We start from the raw sequence: 17,201 nt of genomic DNA on the forward strand, positions 1-17,201 counted from the left end.
CTCGCCTTGGCCAGCGCCATCGTGATCGCCGCCGTCAGCGTCGTCTTGCCGTGGTCAACGTGACCAATCGTGCCGATGTTGCAGTGAGGCTTGTTACGTTCGAACTTTTCCTTGGCCATGGCCAAACTCCTGATGGCCCGGGTTGAGGGGCGCTGTCTGCTTCAAAAACCTGGAGCGGGTAGACGGAATCGAACCGACATATTCAGCTTGGAAGGCTGCTGTACTACCATTGTACTATACCCGCACGGAGACGGCCTCGGGCCCGAAAGCCGTCGACCGCCGACCCGATATGGGGTCCGGCCCCTCGTTCCGAAAGCGCGTGGTGGGGGAAGCAGGACTCGAACCTGCGAAGCTTACGCAGGGGATTTACAGTCCCCCCCCTTTGCCACTCGGGACATTCCCCCAGCGCGTTTTCGAACCGTCGGACCGATGCCTCGGCAACCTTTCGGTCGTCGAAACAACAAAAGCTCTCGGTGTCCTGCGTCGCCTGGTTTAGGAGGGGCGCCAGACCCGAAAGCCCTCAGGGCTCCAAATCGGAGGGCGTCTTATAGTGTCGAGAAATCCAGAACGCAACGACCGGAAATCGGGCAAAAAACCGGCTTTCGGCGACAAGTCCGCGCCCCGCTCCGGCGGGCCCGGAGCGGGTGCCAAGGGTCCGTCCGCCAGCGGTCCCGACCGGGGCGGCTGGAACCCCAATCCCAAGCCGAAGGCCTTCTCTGATTCTGCCCCGCGTCCATCGCGGGCCAAGGCGGACGCCGACAATTTCGTCTGGGGCCGCCACCCGGTCCTGGCGGCCCTCGCCAACCCGGCCCGCAAGGGCATGGGCCGGCTGCTGGCGACCGCCGACCGCGCCGCCGAGCTGGAGCGCGACAAGGCGGCGAACGGCCACACGATCGAGGTGATCGAGGCCCAGGCGCTGGACCGTATGCTCCCGCCCGGCGCGGTGCATCAAGGCCTGGCCTTCAAGGTTCAGCCGCTGGAAGGCGTGGCGCTTGAGGACATCGCCGGAGACGGCGGAGTCATCGTCATGCTGGACCAGTTGACCGACCCCCAGAACGTCGGGGCCATCTTCCGCTCGGCCCTCGCGTTCGGGGCGAAGGGCATCGTGGTCCAGGACCGGCACTCGCCCGCCCTCGCCGGGGCGCTGGCCAAGGCCTCGGCCGGCGCGACCGAACGCCTGCCCTGTGCGCGGGTCACCAATCTCAGTCGCGCCCTGGAAACCCTGGCCGACATGGGCTGGCGCGCCGTGGGTCTGGACGGCTCGGCCGAACTGACGCTGGAACAGGCGCTCGACGAGCGCCCGACCGTTCTGGTGATGGGCTCGGAAGGCGACGGCATCCGCCGTCTGGTGGCCGAGCACTGCGACGTGCTGGCGAAGATTCCCATGCCCGGCGGCTTCGAGAGCCTGAATGTGTCGAACGCAGCGGCCGTGGCCCTGTATGAGGCGACCCGCAAACAGGCATCGTGACCGTGTCCTGCCGGTCGCTTGTGATGGCGAGGACCCTTGGCGCATCCGCTCTCCCCCGCTAGAGAGCGCCCATGGAATTTCTTTCGTCTCCCGAACTCGCCAGCCAGGCCGCCGCCCTCGGCCAGGTCCTGATGATCGATCTGGTGCTGGCCGGCGACAACGCCGTCGCGGTCGGCCTCGCCGCCGCCGCCCTCGCGCCCGAGCAGCGCAAGAAGGCCATCCTGATTGGTCTCGCCGCCGCGGTCGTGCTGCGCATCGGCTTCGCCCTGATCACCGTGCAGCTGCTGGCCATTATCGGCCTGCTGCTGGCCGGCGGCATCCTGCTGCTGTGGGTGTGCTGGAAGATGTGGCGCGAACTGCAGGAGCAGCGCACCCACGACCAGGCCGAGGCCGAGGCCGAGCTCGAGACCGCCCTGTCCGCCCACCACGGCGGTGGCCCGCCGCCCGAGGCCCTGGGCATCAAGCGCAAGACCTTCGCCGCCGCCCTGATCCAGATCATGATCGCCGACGTGACCATGTCGCTGGACAACGTCCTTGCCGTGGCCGGCGCGGCGCATGAACACCCCTGGATCATGGTCTTCGGCCTGATCCTGTCCATTGCCCTCATGGGTGTGGCCGCGACCTTCATCGCCAAACTGCTGACCAAGCACCGCTGGATCGGCTACGTCGGCCTGGTCATCGTCCTCTATGTGGCCCTGCACATGGTCTGGGACGGCTACCGCGCGACCACGGTGCGGGCCCTGGCCGTGGCCCAGCACAACAGCTTCGCTCCGGCCTTCCTCGACATCGGCGCGGAAGAGATCGGAAAATTCTGCAAGCCCGAGGTCGGTGCCAAACTCACCGTCTGTATGGCGCAGGCCGGACCGGTGCCGGTCGCGGTCACTCCGGCGGCAGCGTCCCCCAGCGGCGCATCGCCCGCCTGAGTGAGTCCGGAGCACCGCCCGGATCGGGCTGCGGGTCGGTGATGGCCGCAGCGCGAGCCTGCATATCAGCCAGGGTCGGCACGTCATTGGCCAGCCGCTCGGCGTCGGTGGTCGCCGGATCGACGTCCCACAGGCGCCAGCCGATCCCATCAGAGACGATGTTCGTGCCGAACTTCTGCGGCCGATCCGCATACATCAACGACCGGTCAAGCGCCGCCGCGGCCAGCCATCGCGCACCGGGGCGGCCCAGTTCCGCAGCGCGGGCCGCCAGCCGGCTGCCCAGCGCCGCTTCTTCCGACAGGTCTCCATGGTTCAGGACCCAGGCGGCGGCGTAGAGGGCGTCGGCGTCCTCGGGCCAGCCGTCAAGCCAGCAGCTCCAGCACCGCCTCCCGGCGAGCACGATCACGCGTACGCAGGGCGACATAGGCAGGCTGTCCGGTCAGCACCGCGCGATCCTCGGCCCGATCTTCGGCCAGCAGCCTGACGAGGGCGGCGGACCGGTCCACGGTCAGGCGTCCGCGCCGCCGAACCGTTCCGACCACTCGGCCACCTGCGTGTCCTCGATCTTGATGAACAGCACCCCCGTCGCCGCCACGGTCTGGCCGCGCGGCAGCACGTCCAGCAGGGGTTCGTCAGCCGCCGGCCAGCTCAGGTCCGTCGCCCCGACGGCGGCTGCGATCTTCACCGCTGAATCCGGCATGACCGGTGCCGCCAGACGGGCGAACAGGGCGACGAGGTTCAACCCCGTTCGCACCCCGACCGCCGAGCGCTCGACATCGGTCTTGTAGGCCGTCCAGGGCGCGGCCTCCTGCAGATACTCATTGCCCAGCACCCAGACGGCGCGCAGGGCCACGGTCGCTTTCCTGAACTCCATCGCCTCGAACTGGGCCGTCGCCTCGGCGATGCCGGCGCGCAGATCGGCCTCCAGCTTCGCTTCCAGCGGCCCGGGCTCGCCCGCGTCCGGCACCACGCCGCCGAATTTGCTCTCGGCGAACTTGACGATGCGGTTGACGAAATTGCCCAGCACATCGGCCAGGTCCTTGTTGGTCGTCGACTGGAACTGCTCCCAGGTGAAGGCCGCGTCGGAATGCTCCGGGCCATAGGCGGTCAGATGCCAGCGCCAGTAGTCCGCGGGCAGCAACTCCAGCGCCTGGTCCATGAAGACGCCGCGCTTCTGGCTGGTCGAGAATTTGCCGCCGTACCAGTTCAGCCAGTTGAAGGCCTTCAGCGTGTCGACCGTCTTCCACGGCTCACCTGATCCCAGAAGAGTCGCAGGGAATACAACCGAGTGGAAGGCGACATTGTCCTTGCCCATGAACTGGACGTAGCGGACGTCGTCCGCCCCCTCATCCGTGCGCCACCAGTCGCGCCAGGTCCTGCCCGTGGCATCGGCCCATTCCTCGGTTGCACCGATGTATTCGATGGGGGCATCGAACCAGACATAGAAGACCTTGCCCTCCATGCCCGGACGCGGTTCGCCGTCAGGCCCGACCACCGGCACGCCCCATTTCAGATCGCGCGTGATTCCGCGGTCGATCAGGCCTTCGTCGAGGTGTTTCAGGGCGATCGACCGGGCCAGCGTCTGCCAGTCGGTCTTCGAGTTGATCCACGTCCGGATACGGTCGGCCAGTTTCGTCTGCAGAAGATAGAGGTGGCGCGTATCCCGCACCTCGAGGTTCTTCGACTCCGAAACGGCCGAGTACGGGTCGATCAGGTCGGTCGGGTCCAGCAGCCGTCCGCAGTTGTCGCACTGGTCGCCGCGCGCGCCGACATGGCCGCAGTGCGGGCAGGTGCCCTCGACATAGCGGTCCGGCAGGAAGCGCGCGTCGTCGACCGAATAGATCATCCGGTCGACCCGCTCCTCGATCAGACCCCTGGCCTCGAGCACGTTCGCGAAATGCTGGGTCAGCCGTCGGTTGGGCGCGTTCGAGGACCGCCCGAACCAGTCGTAGCTGAGGCCGAAGGCCTGACCCGCTGCCCTCTGGACCTCGTGCTGTTCGTCGCAATAGGTCCGCACGTCCTGACCGGCCGCGGCGGCGGCCAGCTCGGCCGGGGTGCCGTGCTCGTCGGTGGCGCAGATGTAGAGGACCTCGTGACCCTGGCCGCGCTTGAAGCGAGCGTAGACATCCGCCGGCAGCATCGAGCCCGCCAGATTCCCCAGATGCTTGATGCCGTTGATGTACGGCAGGGCCGAGGTGATGAGGATGCGGGCCATGCGGAGTCCGGTCGTGAAATGGATGCTGGATATAGAGGCCGAAGCCGCCTGCGGCAAAGCCCGTGTCCTTCCCCCCTTGCGGGAGAAGGTGGCCCGCCAAGCGGGTCGGATGAGGGGTCACGCGGCGGTCACCTCGCCGGGCACCCTCGACCGCTAGCCGGACAGGCGATTGCGACCCCTCATCCGTCAGGCCTGCGGCCTGCCACCCTCTCCCGCAGGGGGAGAAGGGAGGCGTCCGGCCACCCGAACGAACCGCCCGGTCAGCAGCACCGACGACACCAGGCTGGCGATGATCACGGCCCAGACGAGGCCATTGACGCCGATCTCATGCGCGAACCACCAGCCCAGCGGCATCATGATCGCCGTATAGCTGACGAAATGCATGATCGTCGGCCACCAGACGTCGCCGGCGGCGCGGTTGGCCGAGGCCGAGACCACCTGGATGCCGTCGGCGACGAAGAACAGGGTCGTCAGCACGAGGGCCGGGATTACCACCGCCAGCAAGGCCGGATCGCGATTATAGGCACTGGCGATCAGGGGCGCGCCCGGCCACACGACCAGTGCGACCAGCAGCGTCAGGGCCGTCACCACCCCGATTCCGACCAGGCCCGCCCTCAGCACACCGCGTCCGTCGCCCGCGCCATGGGCCCGCCCGACCAGCACCGCCGTCGCCGAGGCCAGCCCCATCGGCAGCATGAAGACCATAGCCGTGACATTCAGCACGATCGCCCAGGCCGAGGTTTCGATGGCCCCGAGCCGGCCGGCGATGAAGGTCATGGCGGCGAACGCCCCGACCTCGATGAAATAGCTGGAGCCTGCGCCGTAGCCGATCTTGCGCTGTTCGCGCTCGGCGGGGAGGTCGCGCTTCGGACGGCTGAAGATCCCCAGCGCCCGCGCCTCGGGCAGTCGCAGGATATAGAGGATCAGGAACACGGCCAGCGAGGTCCGCGCGAAGAAGGTGGCCCAGGCCGAGGCGATGGCTCCGTCGATCCCGAGGCCGAGAATATCGGGCACCAGCAGCAGGTTCAGCGCCAGATTGACGCCGTTGGCGATCCACATGGCCCACATACCCGCACGCGGCCGGTGCAGGGCCTCAAGGAAGAACTGCGCCGCCACGCTGACCAGATAGCCCGGCATCGACAGGGCAAAAACCACCAGCACCGGCGACGCACCCTCGCCCAGCCCCGGAGCCAGTCCCATGTGCTGCAGCGCCCACGGGCCGATCAGGATCAGGCCGATCATCGAGATCAGGCCCAGCTGCAGCGAATAGGCCACGCCGCGCCGCAGCACGCCGCCGACCTCGCTGCGCCGTCCCTGACCGATCAGGCGGGCGGTCAGGACCTGCACCCCCATCATCAGGCCGACGGCCGTGGTGATGATGATGGAGGTCGGTGCCAGCGCCAGCGAACTGTAGGCCAGCTCCAGCCCCGACCAGTTGCCGACCACGATCACATCTGTCAGCCCCATGGTCATGATGCCGATACGGGCCAGCACGACCGGCCATGCCAGATGCAGCAGCTCGCGCAGGGTCGTCCGGGTCTGGATGTTGAAGCCGATCATGGGAGGCGCGTCAGGCCATGGGGACGCCGCGAGGTCAACTGGATTTGCTGTCGGGTGACATAAGGAAAATGCGGTCTCCCTCCCCCTCCGGGGGAGGGTGGTCGCGCAGCGACCGGGTGGGGAGGGCTCGGCGACACAAACACCGGCGTTGTCTCGCCGAAGCGCCCCCACCCCGCCGCCGCTGCGCGGCGCCGACCCTCCCCCGGAGGGGGAGGGAGAACCGCCTGATGACTTTCCCGCGCCCGCGAACACCCCTAAACCTCCCCCATGCCCAAGCTGACGTCCGCCATCGATCCGTACAGCCCCGCCTTCAAGGCGCTGGACGCCCACAACCGCGTCCTTCGTGACGAACTCCACGCCCGGGTCGCCAAGGCCGCGCGCGGCGGTTCCGAGGCCAGCCGCGACCGCCACGTCGCGCGCGGCAAGCTGTTGCCGCGGGACCGCGTCGAACGCCTGCTGGATCCGGGCTCGCCCTTCCTCGAAGTCGGCCAGCTGGCCGCCAACGGCATGTATGGCGATGAGGCCCCCGGCGCGGGCATGATCTGTGGCGTCGGCCGGGTCTCGGGCCGCGAGGTCATGATCGTCGCCAACGATCCGACGGTGAAGGGCGGCGCCTATTTCCCGATGACGGTGAAGAAGCATCTGCGGGCGCAGGAAATCGCCGAACAGAACAACCTGCCCTGCGTCTATCTGGTGGATTCCGGCGGTGCCAACCTGCCCCACCAGGCCGAGGTCTTCCCCGACCGCGACCATTTCGGCCGCATCTTCTTCAACCAGGCCCGGATGTCGGCGAAGTCGATCCCCCAGATCGCCTGTGTCATGGGCTCGTGCACCGCCGGCGGGGCCTATGTCCCGGCGATGTCGGACGAGACCGTCATCGTCCGCAACCACGGCACCATCTTCCTGGCCGGCCCGCCGCTGGTGAAGGCCGCCACCGGAGAGGTCATATCGGCCGAGGAACTGGGCGGGGCCGAGACCCACGGCCGCAAGTCCGGTGTGGTCGACTATGTCGCCGAGAATGACGAGCACGCGCTGGAGATCGTCCGCACCATCGTTGACAGCCTGAACACGGTGAAGTCGGTCGACATCGACGTGCGCGAGCCGCGCGCCCCCGCCTTCGACGCAGAGGACCTGTACGGCCTGATCCCCGACGACGTCCGCGCCCCCTATGACGTGCGCGAGGTCATCGCCAGGCTGGTCGACGGCTCCGAGTTCGACGAGTTCAAGGCCCTGTACGGCACCACCCTTGTCTGCGGCTTCGCCCGCATCTGGGGCTATCCCGTCGCCATCCTAGCCAACAACGGCGTCCTGTTCTCGGAGAGCGCGCTCAAGGGGGCCCACTTCATCGAACTGGCGTGCAGGCGGAAGATCCCGCTGGTCTTCCTGCAGAACATCTCGGGCTTCATGGTCGGCGGCAAATACGAGGCCGAGGGCATCGCCAAGAACGGGGCCAAACTGGTCACCGCCGTCGCCTCGGCCGAGGTGCCCAAATTCACGGTCCTGATCGGCGGCAGTTTCGGGGCCGGCAACTACGGCATGTGCGGCCGCGCCTTCGGCCCGCGCTTCCTGTTCACCTGGCCCAACAGCCGGATCAGCGTCATGGGCGGCGAACAGGCCGCGGCCGTCCTGGCCACCGTCCACCGCGACGCCGACAGCTGGACCCCGGACCAGGCCGAGGCCTTCAAGGCTCCGGTGCGACAGAAATACGAGGACGAGGGCAATCCGTACCACGCCACCGCCCGCCTCTGGGACGATGGCATCATCGACCCGGCCCAGACTCGCGATGTCCTGGGCCTGGCCATCTCGGCCTCACTGAACGCCCCGATCCCGGAGACGACCTTCGGCGTGTTCAGGATGTAGTGCCTTGTCATCCCGGACGCCGCGAAGCGGTGATCCGGGACGACTCAGCAGACAACGAAACTGGCCCGGAAGCTGCGCCAGCAGCTATCCGGGCCACAGGTCAGGTCGGCGCGATGGCCGCCTGTCTCCCGGACAATCGAAGGCGATTTCCGGGAGCCCGCATGAAGCAACGCACTCCGTCCCGGCTCTTCGCTTCGCTTCGGCCGGGATGACAAGCAGCGATCACCCCTACCGCAGCACCTTCTCCATCGCCTTCCCCTTCGCCACCTCGTCGACCAGTTTGTCGAGGTGGCGGATCTCTCGCATGAAGGGGTCCTCGATCTCCTCGACGCGGTATCCGCAGATCATGCCTGTGATCAGGAAGCGGTTCGGATTCATGGCCGGCGCCTCGGCGAAGAAGGTCTCGAAGTCGGTCTTCGCCGCCAGCAGGGCTTCCAGTTGATCCCGAGAATACCCCGTCAGCTAGCGGATCACCTCATCCACCTCGGCCCGTGTCCGGCCCTTGCGTTCAGCCTTGGCGACATAGTGGACGTGGACACTGGCCACGCTCATCCGGCGGACGCGGTCGTTTGAGCTGGCCAGCACTCAGAACGTAATCACCGACCGGACCGGCTCGCCCAGGGCCCAGCGGTAGGACTCCGGCCCGAACGGCAGGTCGAACAGCCGGGGTGCCCCGCTCTCGGGGTCCGGGTCGACATGCAGGTAGAAGGCGGACAGCAGGGCCCGGCGCGCGCGCTCGGCCGCCGGCCCGGTGACACCCTTGCGGTGCAGGATGCTGGAAATGACGACTTCGCGGTGGGCCGCGCCACCCTGGACCAGCAACTGCTGTCGAATTTCAGCCGCCAGTCTGGCCTTGGCCGGCGTCAGCCGGGCGGGCTTGCGGTTTCGGGGGATGGGTGCGTTCGCCATGCGGACCTGGCCACTCTTCGTTAACCACCGCTTTCAAGACCCCGACGACGGCAGTGTCAAGATAACGTCGGTATCCATCGGTCAGGGCGATGCCTTCCATCGGTCCATGCGTTACACATCGGTCAAGCGCCAAGGGAACCACCATGACCGATCCGACCGAAGCCGATCTCAACGCCCTCGACATCACCGATGCGGAAGCCGCCGAGATCAACGCCATCTCGCACCCGCTGCTGGCGGATCCGGCACCCGATGCCAATGACGACCTGGTCCAGATCGACTCCACCGCCGACGGCATCGTCTTCATCACCATCAACCGGCCGGACAGGCGCAACGCCTTCGACGCCCCGACCATCGCGGCCCTGTACGAGGCCTTCGAGACCCTGCACGGGGCCGACAATGTGCGTCTGGTGTTTGTGCGCGGCGCGGGCGGGACCTTCAGCGCCGGGGCCGATCTGCAATGGATGGCCGATGCGGCGGGCTGGTCGGAAAGCGACAACCGCAGCGACGCCATGGGCCTGGCGAAGATGCTCAAGGCCCTGCATGACGTCCCGGCCCTGACCTGTGCCATCGTCGAGGGCGCGGCCATGGGTGGCGGGGCCGGCATCGTCGCCGCCTGCGACATGGCCGTGGCCGTCGAGGGCAGCCGCTTCGCCTTCTCCGAGGTCAAGCTGGGCCTCATCCCGGCGACCATCGCCCCCTATGTCGTCGAGGCCATCGGGGCCCGTCGCGCCCGCCAGCTGTTCCTGTCCGCCAACATCTTCGACGCCGACTATGCCGCCCACGCCGGGCTGATCGACATGGTCCTGCCCGAAGGGTCGGTCGACGAATTCATCTCGATGCTGACAGACAGCATCAGCGCCAATGCGCCGGGCGCGATGGGCGACGCCAAGCGGCTGGTCAACGATGTAGCGGGCCAGAAGATCGACAGCGGCGTGATGGAAGAGACCGCCAAACGCATCGCACGTGCCCGCATCTCTCCCGAGGGGCAGGAGGGGGTGCGCGCCTTCCTCGACAAGCGCAAGCCGCACTGGGCGGAGTGAACAGGGTGAAGAGTGGCGAGTGGCGAGTGACGAGGAAAGACAGGGCGAGACATCCTCCGCCGGAGCCTCACAACTCGCCACTCGCCACTCGTCACTCGTCACTCTAATAAACTCCCATGTTCAAATCCGTCCTGGTCGCCAATCGCGGCGAGATCGCCTGTCGCGTCTTCCGCACCGCCCGCCGCATGGGCATCCGGACCATCGCCGTCTATTCCGAAGCCGATGCCAGGGCGCTGCATGTCCGCGAGGCCGATGAGGCGGTCCTGATCGGCCCGGCGGCCGCCCGCGAATCCTACCTCGACGGCGCGAAGGTACTGGCCGCCGCCAAGGCCACCGGGGCCGAGGCCATCCACCCCGGTTATGGCTTCCTGTCCGAGAACGCCGAATTCGCCGAGGCGGTGACCGCCGCCGGTCTGGTCTGGATCGGCCCGCCCCCGGCCGCCATTCGCGCCATGGGGCTGAAGGACGCGGCCAAGACGCTGATGATCGCGGCCGGCGTGCCCGTCACCCCCGGCTATCTGGGCGAGGACCAGTCCGAAGCGACCCTGACCGCCGAGGCGGCACGCATTGGCTATCCGGTGCTGATCAAGGCCGTCGCCGGCGGTGGCGGCAAGGGCATGAAGCGCGTCGACAAGCCTGAGGATTTCGCCGCCGGTCTCGCCAGCGCCCAGCGCGAGGGCCAGTCGTCCTTCGGCGATCCGCGGGTCCTGATCGAGCGCTACATCACCCGTCCCCGCCACATCGAGGTGCAGGTGTTCGGGGACAAGCACGGCACCGTCGTCCACCTGTATGAGCGCGATTGCTCGCTCCAGCGCCGCCACCAGAAGGTGATCGAGGAGGCTCCCGCCCCCGGCATGGACGCCGCCACCCGCACGGCCGTCACCGACGCCGCTATCAAGGCCGCCAGGGCTGTGAACTACGAGGGTGCGGGCACCATCGAATTCATCGCCGACGCCTCTGACGGGCTCAAGGCCGACCGCATCTGGTTCATGGAGATGAACACCCGGCTGCAGGTCGAACACCCGGTCACCGAGGAGGTCACCGGCGTCGATCTGGTCGAATGGCAGTTCCGCGTCGCCGCGGGCGAGCCGATGCCGCTGAAGCAGGACGAGATCACCCTGACCGGCTGGGCCATGGAGGCCCGGCTCTACGCCGAGGACCCGGCCAACGGCTTCCTGCCCAGTATCGGCAAGCTCGAGCATTTCGTCATGCCCGACGGCATCCGCGTCGACACCGGCGTCGATCAGGGCGGTGAGGTCAGCCAGTTCTACGACCCGATGATCGCCAAGCTGATCGTGCATGCGGAGACGCGGCAAGAGGCGGCCGAGGCGCTGGCCGAGGCGGCCAGCCACGTACAGGTCTGGCCGGTGAAGACCAACGCGGCATTCGTGATGCAATGCCTGGAGCATCCCCGGTTCGTCGCCGGCGACGTTGATACCGGCTTTATCGCCGCTGAAGGGAGCGACCTCGCCGCCGAGCCTCTGTCGGAAATGGGAATCGAGGACGCCGCCCACCGCTTGCGCCACTTCGCGGCCAGATCCGGGGACAGCGCCGACTCGCCATGGCACAGCCTGACCGGTGCGGTCGGCTTCAGAGCCAACGCCCCGACCCGTATCACCCAGGCCGTCGTCGTCGATGGTGAGGCGCATGTCGCCCGAATGCTCGACGACGACGATCATCCGATGACACGCCTGATCGGTCTGTCAGTGACCCGGGTGATCGCCTTCGAGAACGGGTCAGCCTTCGATGTCAGCGCCTTCGCCCGGGGCGGGTCAGGGGCCGGCAACCCCGCCTCCGACGGTTCCCTCCGCGCCCCCATGCCCGGCAAGATCGTCGCCACCCCTGCCAAGGCTGGCGACACCGTCACCAAGGGCCAGCCCATCGTCGTGCTGGAAGCCATGAAGATGGAGCACGCCCTCGTCGCCCCGTTCGACGGGGTGGTCGGCGAGGTCGGGGTTTCGGTCGGCGATCAGGTCGTCGACGGGGCCGTGCTGGCAACCGTCGCAGTGCCCGACGCCCGCTGAGGCAGGCCGACGCCGCCCACGGGTTCGGTGATGATGGGGTCGTGGATGGTGGCGACCCAGGCCAGGGCGTCCGCCACGCCCGCCTTGATATCGGGTCGCTGCAGGGCCGCCCGGTGGGCCTCGGCGTCGGTCCAGACTTCCGTCACCCACAGGACGTCGGCGTCCGTCGGATCGCGCGCGACGACATGGCTAAAGCACCCGTCGGGCGGCTGGCGTCCCGCTACAAGGCGGTCAATGACCGACTCGCGGCGCAGCGGCACGATGGTTAGTTTGGTGATCAGCCCGTACACAACGCCCCTCCACCCGGCCTCGTCTGCTCTCCCATAGCATTTACATGCCTGCACAGGTTGAAATTCCCCCGCATGCCTCTCCACATAATCAAGCTCTGCGTCGGCGTCGCCAAGGTCGAGACGCTGGAGCGCCGCGCGGCCAAGGGCCAGTGGCTGACGGTCGACACCCGGATGACGCCCAAACGCGCGGCCGAGCTGGAAGACGGCGGCTCGATCTACTGGGTCATGAAGGGCTCGGTCACCTGCCGGATGCCCATTCTGGACATCACCACCCATGGCGAGGGCAAGACCTCGCACTGCCGGATCAAACTGTGCCCTGACGTCGTCCGGACCGCGCCCCAGGCCCGTCGCCCCTTCCAGGGCTGGCGCTATCTGGAGCCCAAGGACGCACCGATGGACCTGTCCACCCTAGACGCCGGTGAAGTGCCGGAGGAACTCGCGATGCGGCTGCGCGAGATGGGGGCGTGGTAGAGGTCAGGGAGCAGGGCTTAGGGAATAGGGATTGGGGGGAGATGTGCGACGATCGTTACTGCATCGATTCCCCGAACCTAAGCCCTAAGCCCTCGAACCTCCCATGCCCGCTGTCCGCTCCGACCGGTTGGAAGACGCCCTCGCCCGCATCTTCGAGGGTGGCAGGAACACGCGTGCCAGCTGGTTCGCCCTGACCGGCGGCGAGACTCTGTTCGCCGAGGGTGACGCCGCCGACACCCTGTATCTGTTGCGCAGCGGCCGTCTCGGCGTGTTTCGCAGCGATCCCGACGAGGACCGCCCGCCCCAGTTCGTCGGCGTCATCCGGCCGGGACAACCCGCCGGCGAGATGGCCATGCTGGCGGGCACGACCCATACCGCCGACGTGGTCGCCCTGCGCGACTGCGAGGTGCTGGCCCTGCCCCGCGAGGCCTTCTTCGAGGCCGCCCGCACCGAGCCTGACCTGATGGTCGAGCTGTCACGGCTGATGATCCAGCGCGCGCGTGACCGCCGGTCCGGCGGCGGCGAACCCAGCGTCTTCGGCTTCATCGCCGCCCGGCCCCAACCCATCCGCGCCTTCGTCGAACGGGTCGCCGCCGCGATCGCGGCCGATGGATTCACCTGCCAGGTCATCGACCAGACCGCCCTCGCCTCGGCCGCCGACTGGTTCAGCCGGGTCGAGGACGCCCACGATTTCGTCCTCTATGTCGCCGAACAGGACGAGCCCGCCTGGGCCGCCCTGTGCGCGCGCCAGGTCGACCGGGTGTTCGTGGTCGGCAACGGCCTGCTGGCCCCGCCCAACCGGCCCATGCCCCATGCCGGGGTGCTGGACGCCCAGCGTCGGACGGATCTGATTCTGCTGCGCGACCCGCGGATGTCGCGACCCGCCAACACCGCCGTCTGGCTGGATGCCGTTCAGCCCGGCCGCTGGTTCCAGTGCGTCGAGGGCGACCAGGCCGACGCCGACCGGATGGCGCGGGTCGTGACGGGGTCCGCCGTAGGCATCGTCCTGTCGGGCGGCGGGGCCCGGGCCTATGCCCACATCGGCGCGCTCAGGGCGCTGAAAGAGGCGCGAGTGCCGATCGACTTCGTCGGCGGCTCGTCCATGGGAGCGGTGATCGCCGCCGGCCCCGCGATGGGCTGGTCACAGGAAGAACTCGAGGCGCGGATTCGCAAGGCCTTCGTCGAAAGCGACCCGCTGTCGGACCTGGCCTTCCCCATGCTGGCCATGACCCGGGCACACAAGGTCGACCGGCTGCTGCAGGAAGCCTATGGCGAGACCGATCTGGCGGATCTGACCCGGCCCTTTTTCGCCGTCTCGACCAATCTGACCAGCGGACGGATCGAGGTCCACCGGCGCGGTCTCATGCGGCGGGCGATCCGCGCCTCTATCGCCATTCCAGGCTTGCTGCCGCCCATCGTCATGGACGGCCAGGTGCTGGTCGACGGGGCCGTGCTGAAGAACCTGCCGACCGAGGTCATGCGCCAGATGAACGGCGGCCCGATCATCGGCATCGACATGTCCGAGACCCGCGGCGTCGATCCGGCCCTGATCGAACACCCGCCGTCGATCTGGCGGATGATCGTCACCGGTGCCTGGCGCCGGGGCCCGCCCATTGTCTCGATCCTGATGCGGTCGGCCACCCTGACGACCGACGCGGACATAGAAAGCTCGCGCGCCGCGACCGACATCCTGGTCCAGCCCATGCCGGATGGACTGGATATCCGCGACTGGAAGGGGTTCGAGCCCGGTGTGGCCTCGGGCTACCACGCCACCCATGAGGTCCTGGCGATGCTGGATCGCCCGGTGACGGCCCTGCGCCGGCGCGTGTCGATCAGCGAATCCGCGCAACCAGAAAAAGCCGTGGAAACGGCAACAGCGTCGCTCCGTCCCGACATGCTGGAAATGCTTCGGCGAGGCGCGCGCCGAGGGCGGAAACAAATGCCGCGCCCATAGCGGCATCGTCCGCGAGCACAGACAGGTACGGCCGCAGGGCTGTGCCCTTCATCCACTCCAGCACCGCGTTCGGGCCGGAGAGAACGTGCAGATATCGCGTCGACCAGATGTCGATATCCTCGCAGCTGGCGTCCGACAGCAGCCGGTAATAGGCTTCAGCGGACAGCAGGGGCGCGAGGGTTGGCACACGGGCCAGCCGATCCGACCACGGGCCCTGCCCGGCCACCTCGCGCATCAGCGTGTGATGCGGCGTCTCGTGGGCCATCGGCATCTGCACGGCGATGATGCCGCCGGGTGCGAGCGCACCTGTCAGCCGGGGCAGAAGCGCTGCGTGATCCGGAACCCACTGCAAGGACGCATTGGCGAAGATCAGCTCCGCCGGAACCTCGGGGCTCCAGTCGGCGAGATCGCCGAGCCGCCAGTCGATCCGGGGCTCCGCCAGACGCCCCTGCTCCAGCATGTGCGGGCTTGAATCCAGCCCGTGTACCGCGGCATCCGGAAATCGCCGCTGAAGCTGAATGGCGTGCAGGCCGGTCCCGCAGCCGAGGTCCCAGATCTCTTGCAGGGCCGGTCCTGTCGGCAGACGTGCCATCAGGTCCTGTGCGGCGCGGTCGCGCTCGGCCTCAAACCGCTGATACTGCGAAGGGTCCCAGCCTGGCCGGGCATTCGGGAGGGGCGTATCGGTCATGCCGGACAACGCCCTCCACACAGGGAAGATGGTACCGCCTCTCAGGCTTGAACTGAGGACCTCCGGTTCCACAAACCGGCGCTCTAACCAACTGAGCTAAGGCGGCGCAGAGCCCCGGACCGGGGCGACGCGAGCGGCGTATCTACCGGGCCGCGCGCGCGCGATCAAGCAACCTGTCCGGATTATTGCGCCTGTCGTGGCGTCGGGTCGCTCAGCGCCATCCACGGCTGGCGATATACTGCTCCAGCGCGGCGATGCGGCTGGCGTCGGACGGGTGGGTGGACGCGAACTCCGGGGTCGATCCCTGACGCTGTTGCGACATCAACCGCCACAGGGCGACCGCCTCTGCGGGCCGATAGCCGGCCCCCTGCATATAGTCCACGCCCAGACGGTCGGCCTCGAGCTCGTCGCGCCGGGAGTAGGGCAGCAGCACGCCGTATTGGGCCGCCAGCCCGCCGATCGAACCGACGGCCTGGGCATTGTCGCCGGCCGCCCCGCGCAGAACCTGCAGACCGACACTGGTCAGGGCGGTGTTCGAATAGCGTTCGGCGGCGTGCCGCCCGACGACATGCCCGACCTCGTGGCCGATCACAGTCGCCAGCTGATCGTCATTGCGGACCAGCGCCAGCAGGCCGGTGGTCACGCCGATCTTGCCCGACGGCAGGACGAAGGCGTTGGGACTGTCACTGACGAACAGGGCGTATTCCCAGCGGCGATCCGTGAGACCGGCGGCCTGCACGATCCTGTCGCCGACGCGACGGATGCGGGCATTGCCGGCGGCATCCGACGAGACGCGCTGTGTCCTCAAGGCTTCAGCCCAGGCGGCGTCTGACTGCTGGGTAAGGGCGCTGTCATCGACGATCAGCAGCTGGTTGCGGCCCAGCGTCTCGTTATAGGCGCAGCCGCCCAGCGTGGCGGCAGCACAGGCCGCGAGGGCGGCGGCGGCGAGGATCTTCATGGGGTATCTCCGAAAGCGTCACGGCTTAATGACCGAGTATCCGAAAGGCTCCGCCGCAAACAAAAACGCCCCGGAGGCGGACCTCCGGGACGTCTTGCAGAAGCCGTGAGGCTCCTATTCTTCTGCGGCGCGGAACCGCGTCGTGAACGTGACGCGCGCTCCCGTGGCAGCACCGTCGACCGTACGCGGCGACAGCCGGGCCCGACGGGCCCCCGCTTGCGCGGCCTGGGCGAACCCGGCACCCGCAGGTGTCTCGGAGACCAGGTTGCAGTCCGAAAGGCTTCCGTTCGGGCTGACGAGGCAGTTCAGAACGACGGCACCGCTCTCGATACCGCGCGACATGGCGCGTTCCGGGAACTCACCGACCGGCTGGCGGGACCAGCTGGGGTTGGTGATGACCGACGGCCGCGGCGGAGCCGGCGGAGCCGGCGGCGGCGGCGGTCCGGGGACGATCACGGGCGGACCCGTGTATTCGACCCGGTCCTCCTTCTTCGTCGGCTCGATCGGCAGCGTCACCGGCGGTGGCGGAGCGTTCGGGACGACGACCGGGGGACGCACCTGCAGCTTGGGCGGCGGGGGCGTGTCCGGCGGAGGCGGCGGCGGCGGCGGCGGCGGCGGGGGGATCGGCTCGATGATCTCCACGTCGACCGCGTCGTCGGAGTAGTTGATCTCCTTCAACGTGAACCGTGCGTTGATGAAGTAGAACGCCAGCACGGTGAACAGAAGCGCGACGACCAGAAGGCTGCCCAGAAGGACCCTCGGCGGGACCCCGAACAGACCCTTCGGCTTGGGCGCGTCGTACCTGGAGCGGTGATATTCAATATCAGTCATGATTCACCAA

Annotated in this window: 16 protein-coding genes, 3 tRNA genes and 2 pseudogenes; 7 read left to right on the forward strand and 14 right to left on the reverse strand. The window is 68.0% G+C overall.

Annotated features, from left to right (window positions below):
- The 3 genes from ACP7AS_RS11685 to ACP7AS_RS11695 all read right to left on the reverse strand — a co-directional run.
- Positions 1 to 119 (reverse strand): GTP-binding protein (locus tag ACP7AS_RS11685; RefSeq protein ID WP_426028911.1); only part of this gene is annotated, 119 nt, incomplete at its 3' end.
- Between the two features lie 51 nt (positions 120 to 170).
- A tRNA-Gly gene (locus ACP7AS_RS11690) sits at positions 171 to 244 on the reverse strand.
- A gap of 76 nt (positions 245 to 320) precedes the next feature.
- A tRNA-Tyr gene (locus ACP7AS_RS11695) sits at positions 321 to 404 on the reverse strand.
- Between the two features lie 146 nt (positions 405 to 550).
- On the opposite strand from ACP7AS_RS11695, the gene rlmB reads away from it, so the two are divergent.
- Together rlmB and ACP7AS_RS11705 are read left to right on the forward strand one after the other, a co-directional pair.
- Positions 551 to 1,468 (forward strand): 23S rRNA (guanosine(2251)-2'-O)-methyltransferase RlmB, encoded by a 918-nt coding sequence (rlmB, locus tag ACP7AS_RS11700; protein WP_426029043.1) that lies wholly within the window; start codon positions 551 to 553, stop codon positions 1,466 to 1,468.
- A 71-nt stretch (positions 1,469 to 1,539) separates the two neighbouring features.
- The gene (locus tag ACP7AS_RS11705; RefSeq protein WP_426029044.1) at positions 1,540 to 2,391 is read left to right on the forward strand and encodes a YjbE family putative metal transport protein; all 852 of its coding nucleotides are present in this window, start codon (positions 1,540 to 1,542) and stop codon (positions 2,389 to 2,391) included.
- On the opposite strand, the gene ACP7AS_RS11710 is transcribed toward ACP7AS_RS11705, so the two are convergent.
- From ACP7AS_RS11710 to ACP7AS_RS11725, 4 genes are all read right to left on the reverse strand, one after another.
- Positions 2,348 to 2,797 carry a hypothetical protein gene (locus ACP7AS_RS11710; RefSeq protein ID WP_426029045.1) on the reverse strand — a complete coding sequence of 150 codons (450 nt, stop codon included), beginning with the start codon at positions 2,795 to 2,797 and terminating at the stop codon, positions 2,348 to 2,350. The two genes, ACP7AS_RS11705 and ACP7AS_RS11710, sit on opposite strands and share 44 nt — an antisense overlap.
- Positions 2,754 to 2,897, reverse strand: a complete 144-nt coding sequence (locus ACP7AS_RS11715) for a hypothetical protein (protein WP_426029046.1) — start codon at positions 2,895 to 2,897, stop codon at positions 2,754 to 2,756. Before ACP7AS_RS11715 ends, ACP7AS_RS11710 begins: the two co-directional genes overlap by 44 nt.
- Before the next feature lie 2 nt (positions 2,898 to 2,899).
- Positions 2,900 to 4,606 (reverse strand): methionine--tRNA ligase, encoded by a 1,707-nt coding sequence (metG, locus tag ACP7AS_RS11720; protein WP_426029047.1) that lies wholly within the window; start codon positions 4,604 to 4,606, stop codon positions 2,900 to 2,902.
- 186 nt (positions 4,607 to 4,792) lie between these two features.
- Positions 4,793 to 6,166, reverse strand: coding sequence for an MATE family efflux transporter (locus ACP7AS_RS11725; protein ID WP_426029048.1), 1,374 nt, complete (start codon positions 6,164 to 6,166; stop codon positions 4,793 to 4,795).
- A gap of 267 nt (positions 6,167 to 6,433) precedes the next feature.
- On the opposite strand from ACP7AS_RS11725, the gene ACP7AS_RS11730 reads away from it, so the two are divergent.
- Complete coding sequence (locus ACP7AS_RS11730) at positions 6,434 to 8,026, forward strand: carboxyl transferase domain-containing protein (RefSeq protein ID WP_426029049.1); 1,593 nt, start codon at positions 6,434 to 6,436, stop codon at positions 8,024 to 8,026.
- A gap of 228 nt (positions 8,027 to 8,254) precedes the next feature.
- Here the strand turns inward: ACP7AS_RS11730 and ACP7AS_RS11735 are convergent.
- Positions 8,255 to 8,578, reverse strand: a pseudogene (locus ACP7AS_RS11735) (DUF2200 domain-containing protein).
- A gap of 33 nt (positions 8,579 to 8,611) precedes the next feature.
- Positions 8,612 to 8,935 carry a hypothetical protein gene (locus ACP7AS_RS11740; protein WP_426029050.1) on the reverse strand — a complete coding sequence of 108 codons (324 nt, stop codon included), beginning with the start codon at positions 8,933 to 8,935 and terminating at the stop codon, positions 8,612 to 8,614.
- 143 nt (positions 8,936 to 9,078) lie between these two features.
- Here ACP7AS_RS11740 and ACP7AS_RS11745 point away from each other — a divergent pair, with 143 nt between their 5' ends.
- Both ACP7AS_RS11745 and ACP7AS_RS11750 read left to right on the forward strand, forming a co-directional pair.
- Entirely contained in the window at positions 9,079 to 9,975 is an 897-nt protein-coding gene (locus ACP7AS_RS11745; RefSeq protein ID WP_426029051.1) for an enoyl-CoA hydratase-related protein, read from the forward strand.
- Between the two features lie 116 nt (positions 9,976 to 10,091).
- On the forward strand, positions 10,092 to 11,999 hold the full coding sequence (locus ACP7AS_RS11750; protein WP_426029052.1) for an acetyl/propionyl/methylcrotonyl-CoA carboxylase subunit alpha: 1,908 nt from the start codon (positions 10,092 to 10,094) through the stop codon (positions 11,997 to 11,999).
- On the opposite strand, the gene ACP7AS_RS11755 is transcribed toward ACP7AS_RS11750, so the two are convergent.
- Positions 11,945 to 12,289, reverse strand: coding sequence for an antibiotic biosynthesis monooxygenase family protein (locus tag ACP7AS_RS11755; RefSeq protein WP_426029053.1), 345 nt, complete (start codon positions 12,287 to 12,289; stop codon positions 11,945 to 11,947). The genes ACP7AS_RS11750 and ACP7AS_RS11755 overlap by 55 nt on opposite strands.
- Positions 12,290 to 12,361: 72 nt before the next feature.
- Between ACP7AS_RS11755 and ACP7AS_RS11760 the strand changes: the two genes are divergently transcribed.
- A complete protein-coding gene (locus ACP7AS_RS11760; RefSeq protein ID WP_426029054.1) occupies positions 12,362 to 12,760 on the forward strand; it encodes a DUF1489 domain-containing protein in 399 nt (132 codons plus the stop codon).
- A 103-nt stretch (positions 12,761 to 12,863) separates the two neighbouring features.
- Positions 12,864 to 14,714: a patatin-like phospholipase family protein gene (locus ACP7AS_RS11765; RefSeq protein ID WP_426029055.1), complete on the forward strand. Its 1,851-nt coding sequence runs from the start codon at positions 12,864 to 12,866 to the stop codon at positions 14,712 to 14,714.
- 130 nt (positions 14,715 to 14,844) lie between these two features.
- Here ACP7AS_RS11765 and ACP7AS_RS11770 read toward each other — a convergent pair.
- The 4 genes and pseudogenes from ACP7AS_RS11770 to ACP7AS_RS11785 all read right to left on the reverse strand — a co-directional run.
- Positions 14,845 to 15,402: pseudogene (locus ACP7AS_RS11770) on the reverse strand (methyltransferase domain-containing protein); the annotation flags it as partial.
- A gap of 29 nt (positions 15,403 to 15,431) precedes the next feature.
- Positions 15,432 to 15,508: transfer RNA gene (locus ACP7AS_RS11775), tRNA-His, on the reverse strand.
- 105 nt (positions 15,509 to 15,613) lie between these two features.
- Positions 15,614 to 16,360: a M48 family metallopeptidase gene (locus tag ACP7AS_RS11780; protein WP_426029056.1), complete on the reverse strand. Its 747-nt coding sequence runs from the start codon at positions 16,358 to 16,360 to the stop codon at positions 15,614 to 15,616.
- Positions 16,361 to 16,474: 114 nt separating this feature from the next.
- Positions 16,475 to 17,191: a TonB family protein gene (locus ACP7AS_RS11785; protein ID WP_426029057.1), complete on the reverse strand. Its 717-nt coding sequence runs from the start codon at positions 17,189 to 17,191 to the stop codon at positions 16,475 to 16,477.
- Positions 17,192 to 17,201: the final 10 nt, after the last annotated feature.

Origin of the sequence: Brevundimonas sp. TWP2-3-4b2 (genome assembly GCF_049897345.1) — a bacterium.
In the GTDB taxonomy this organism is placed as follows: Bacteria; Pseudomonadota; Alphaproteobacteria; order Caulobacterales; family Caulobacteraceae; genus Brevundimonas.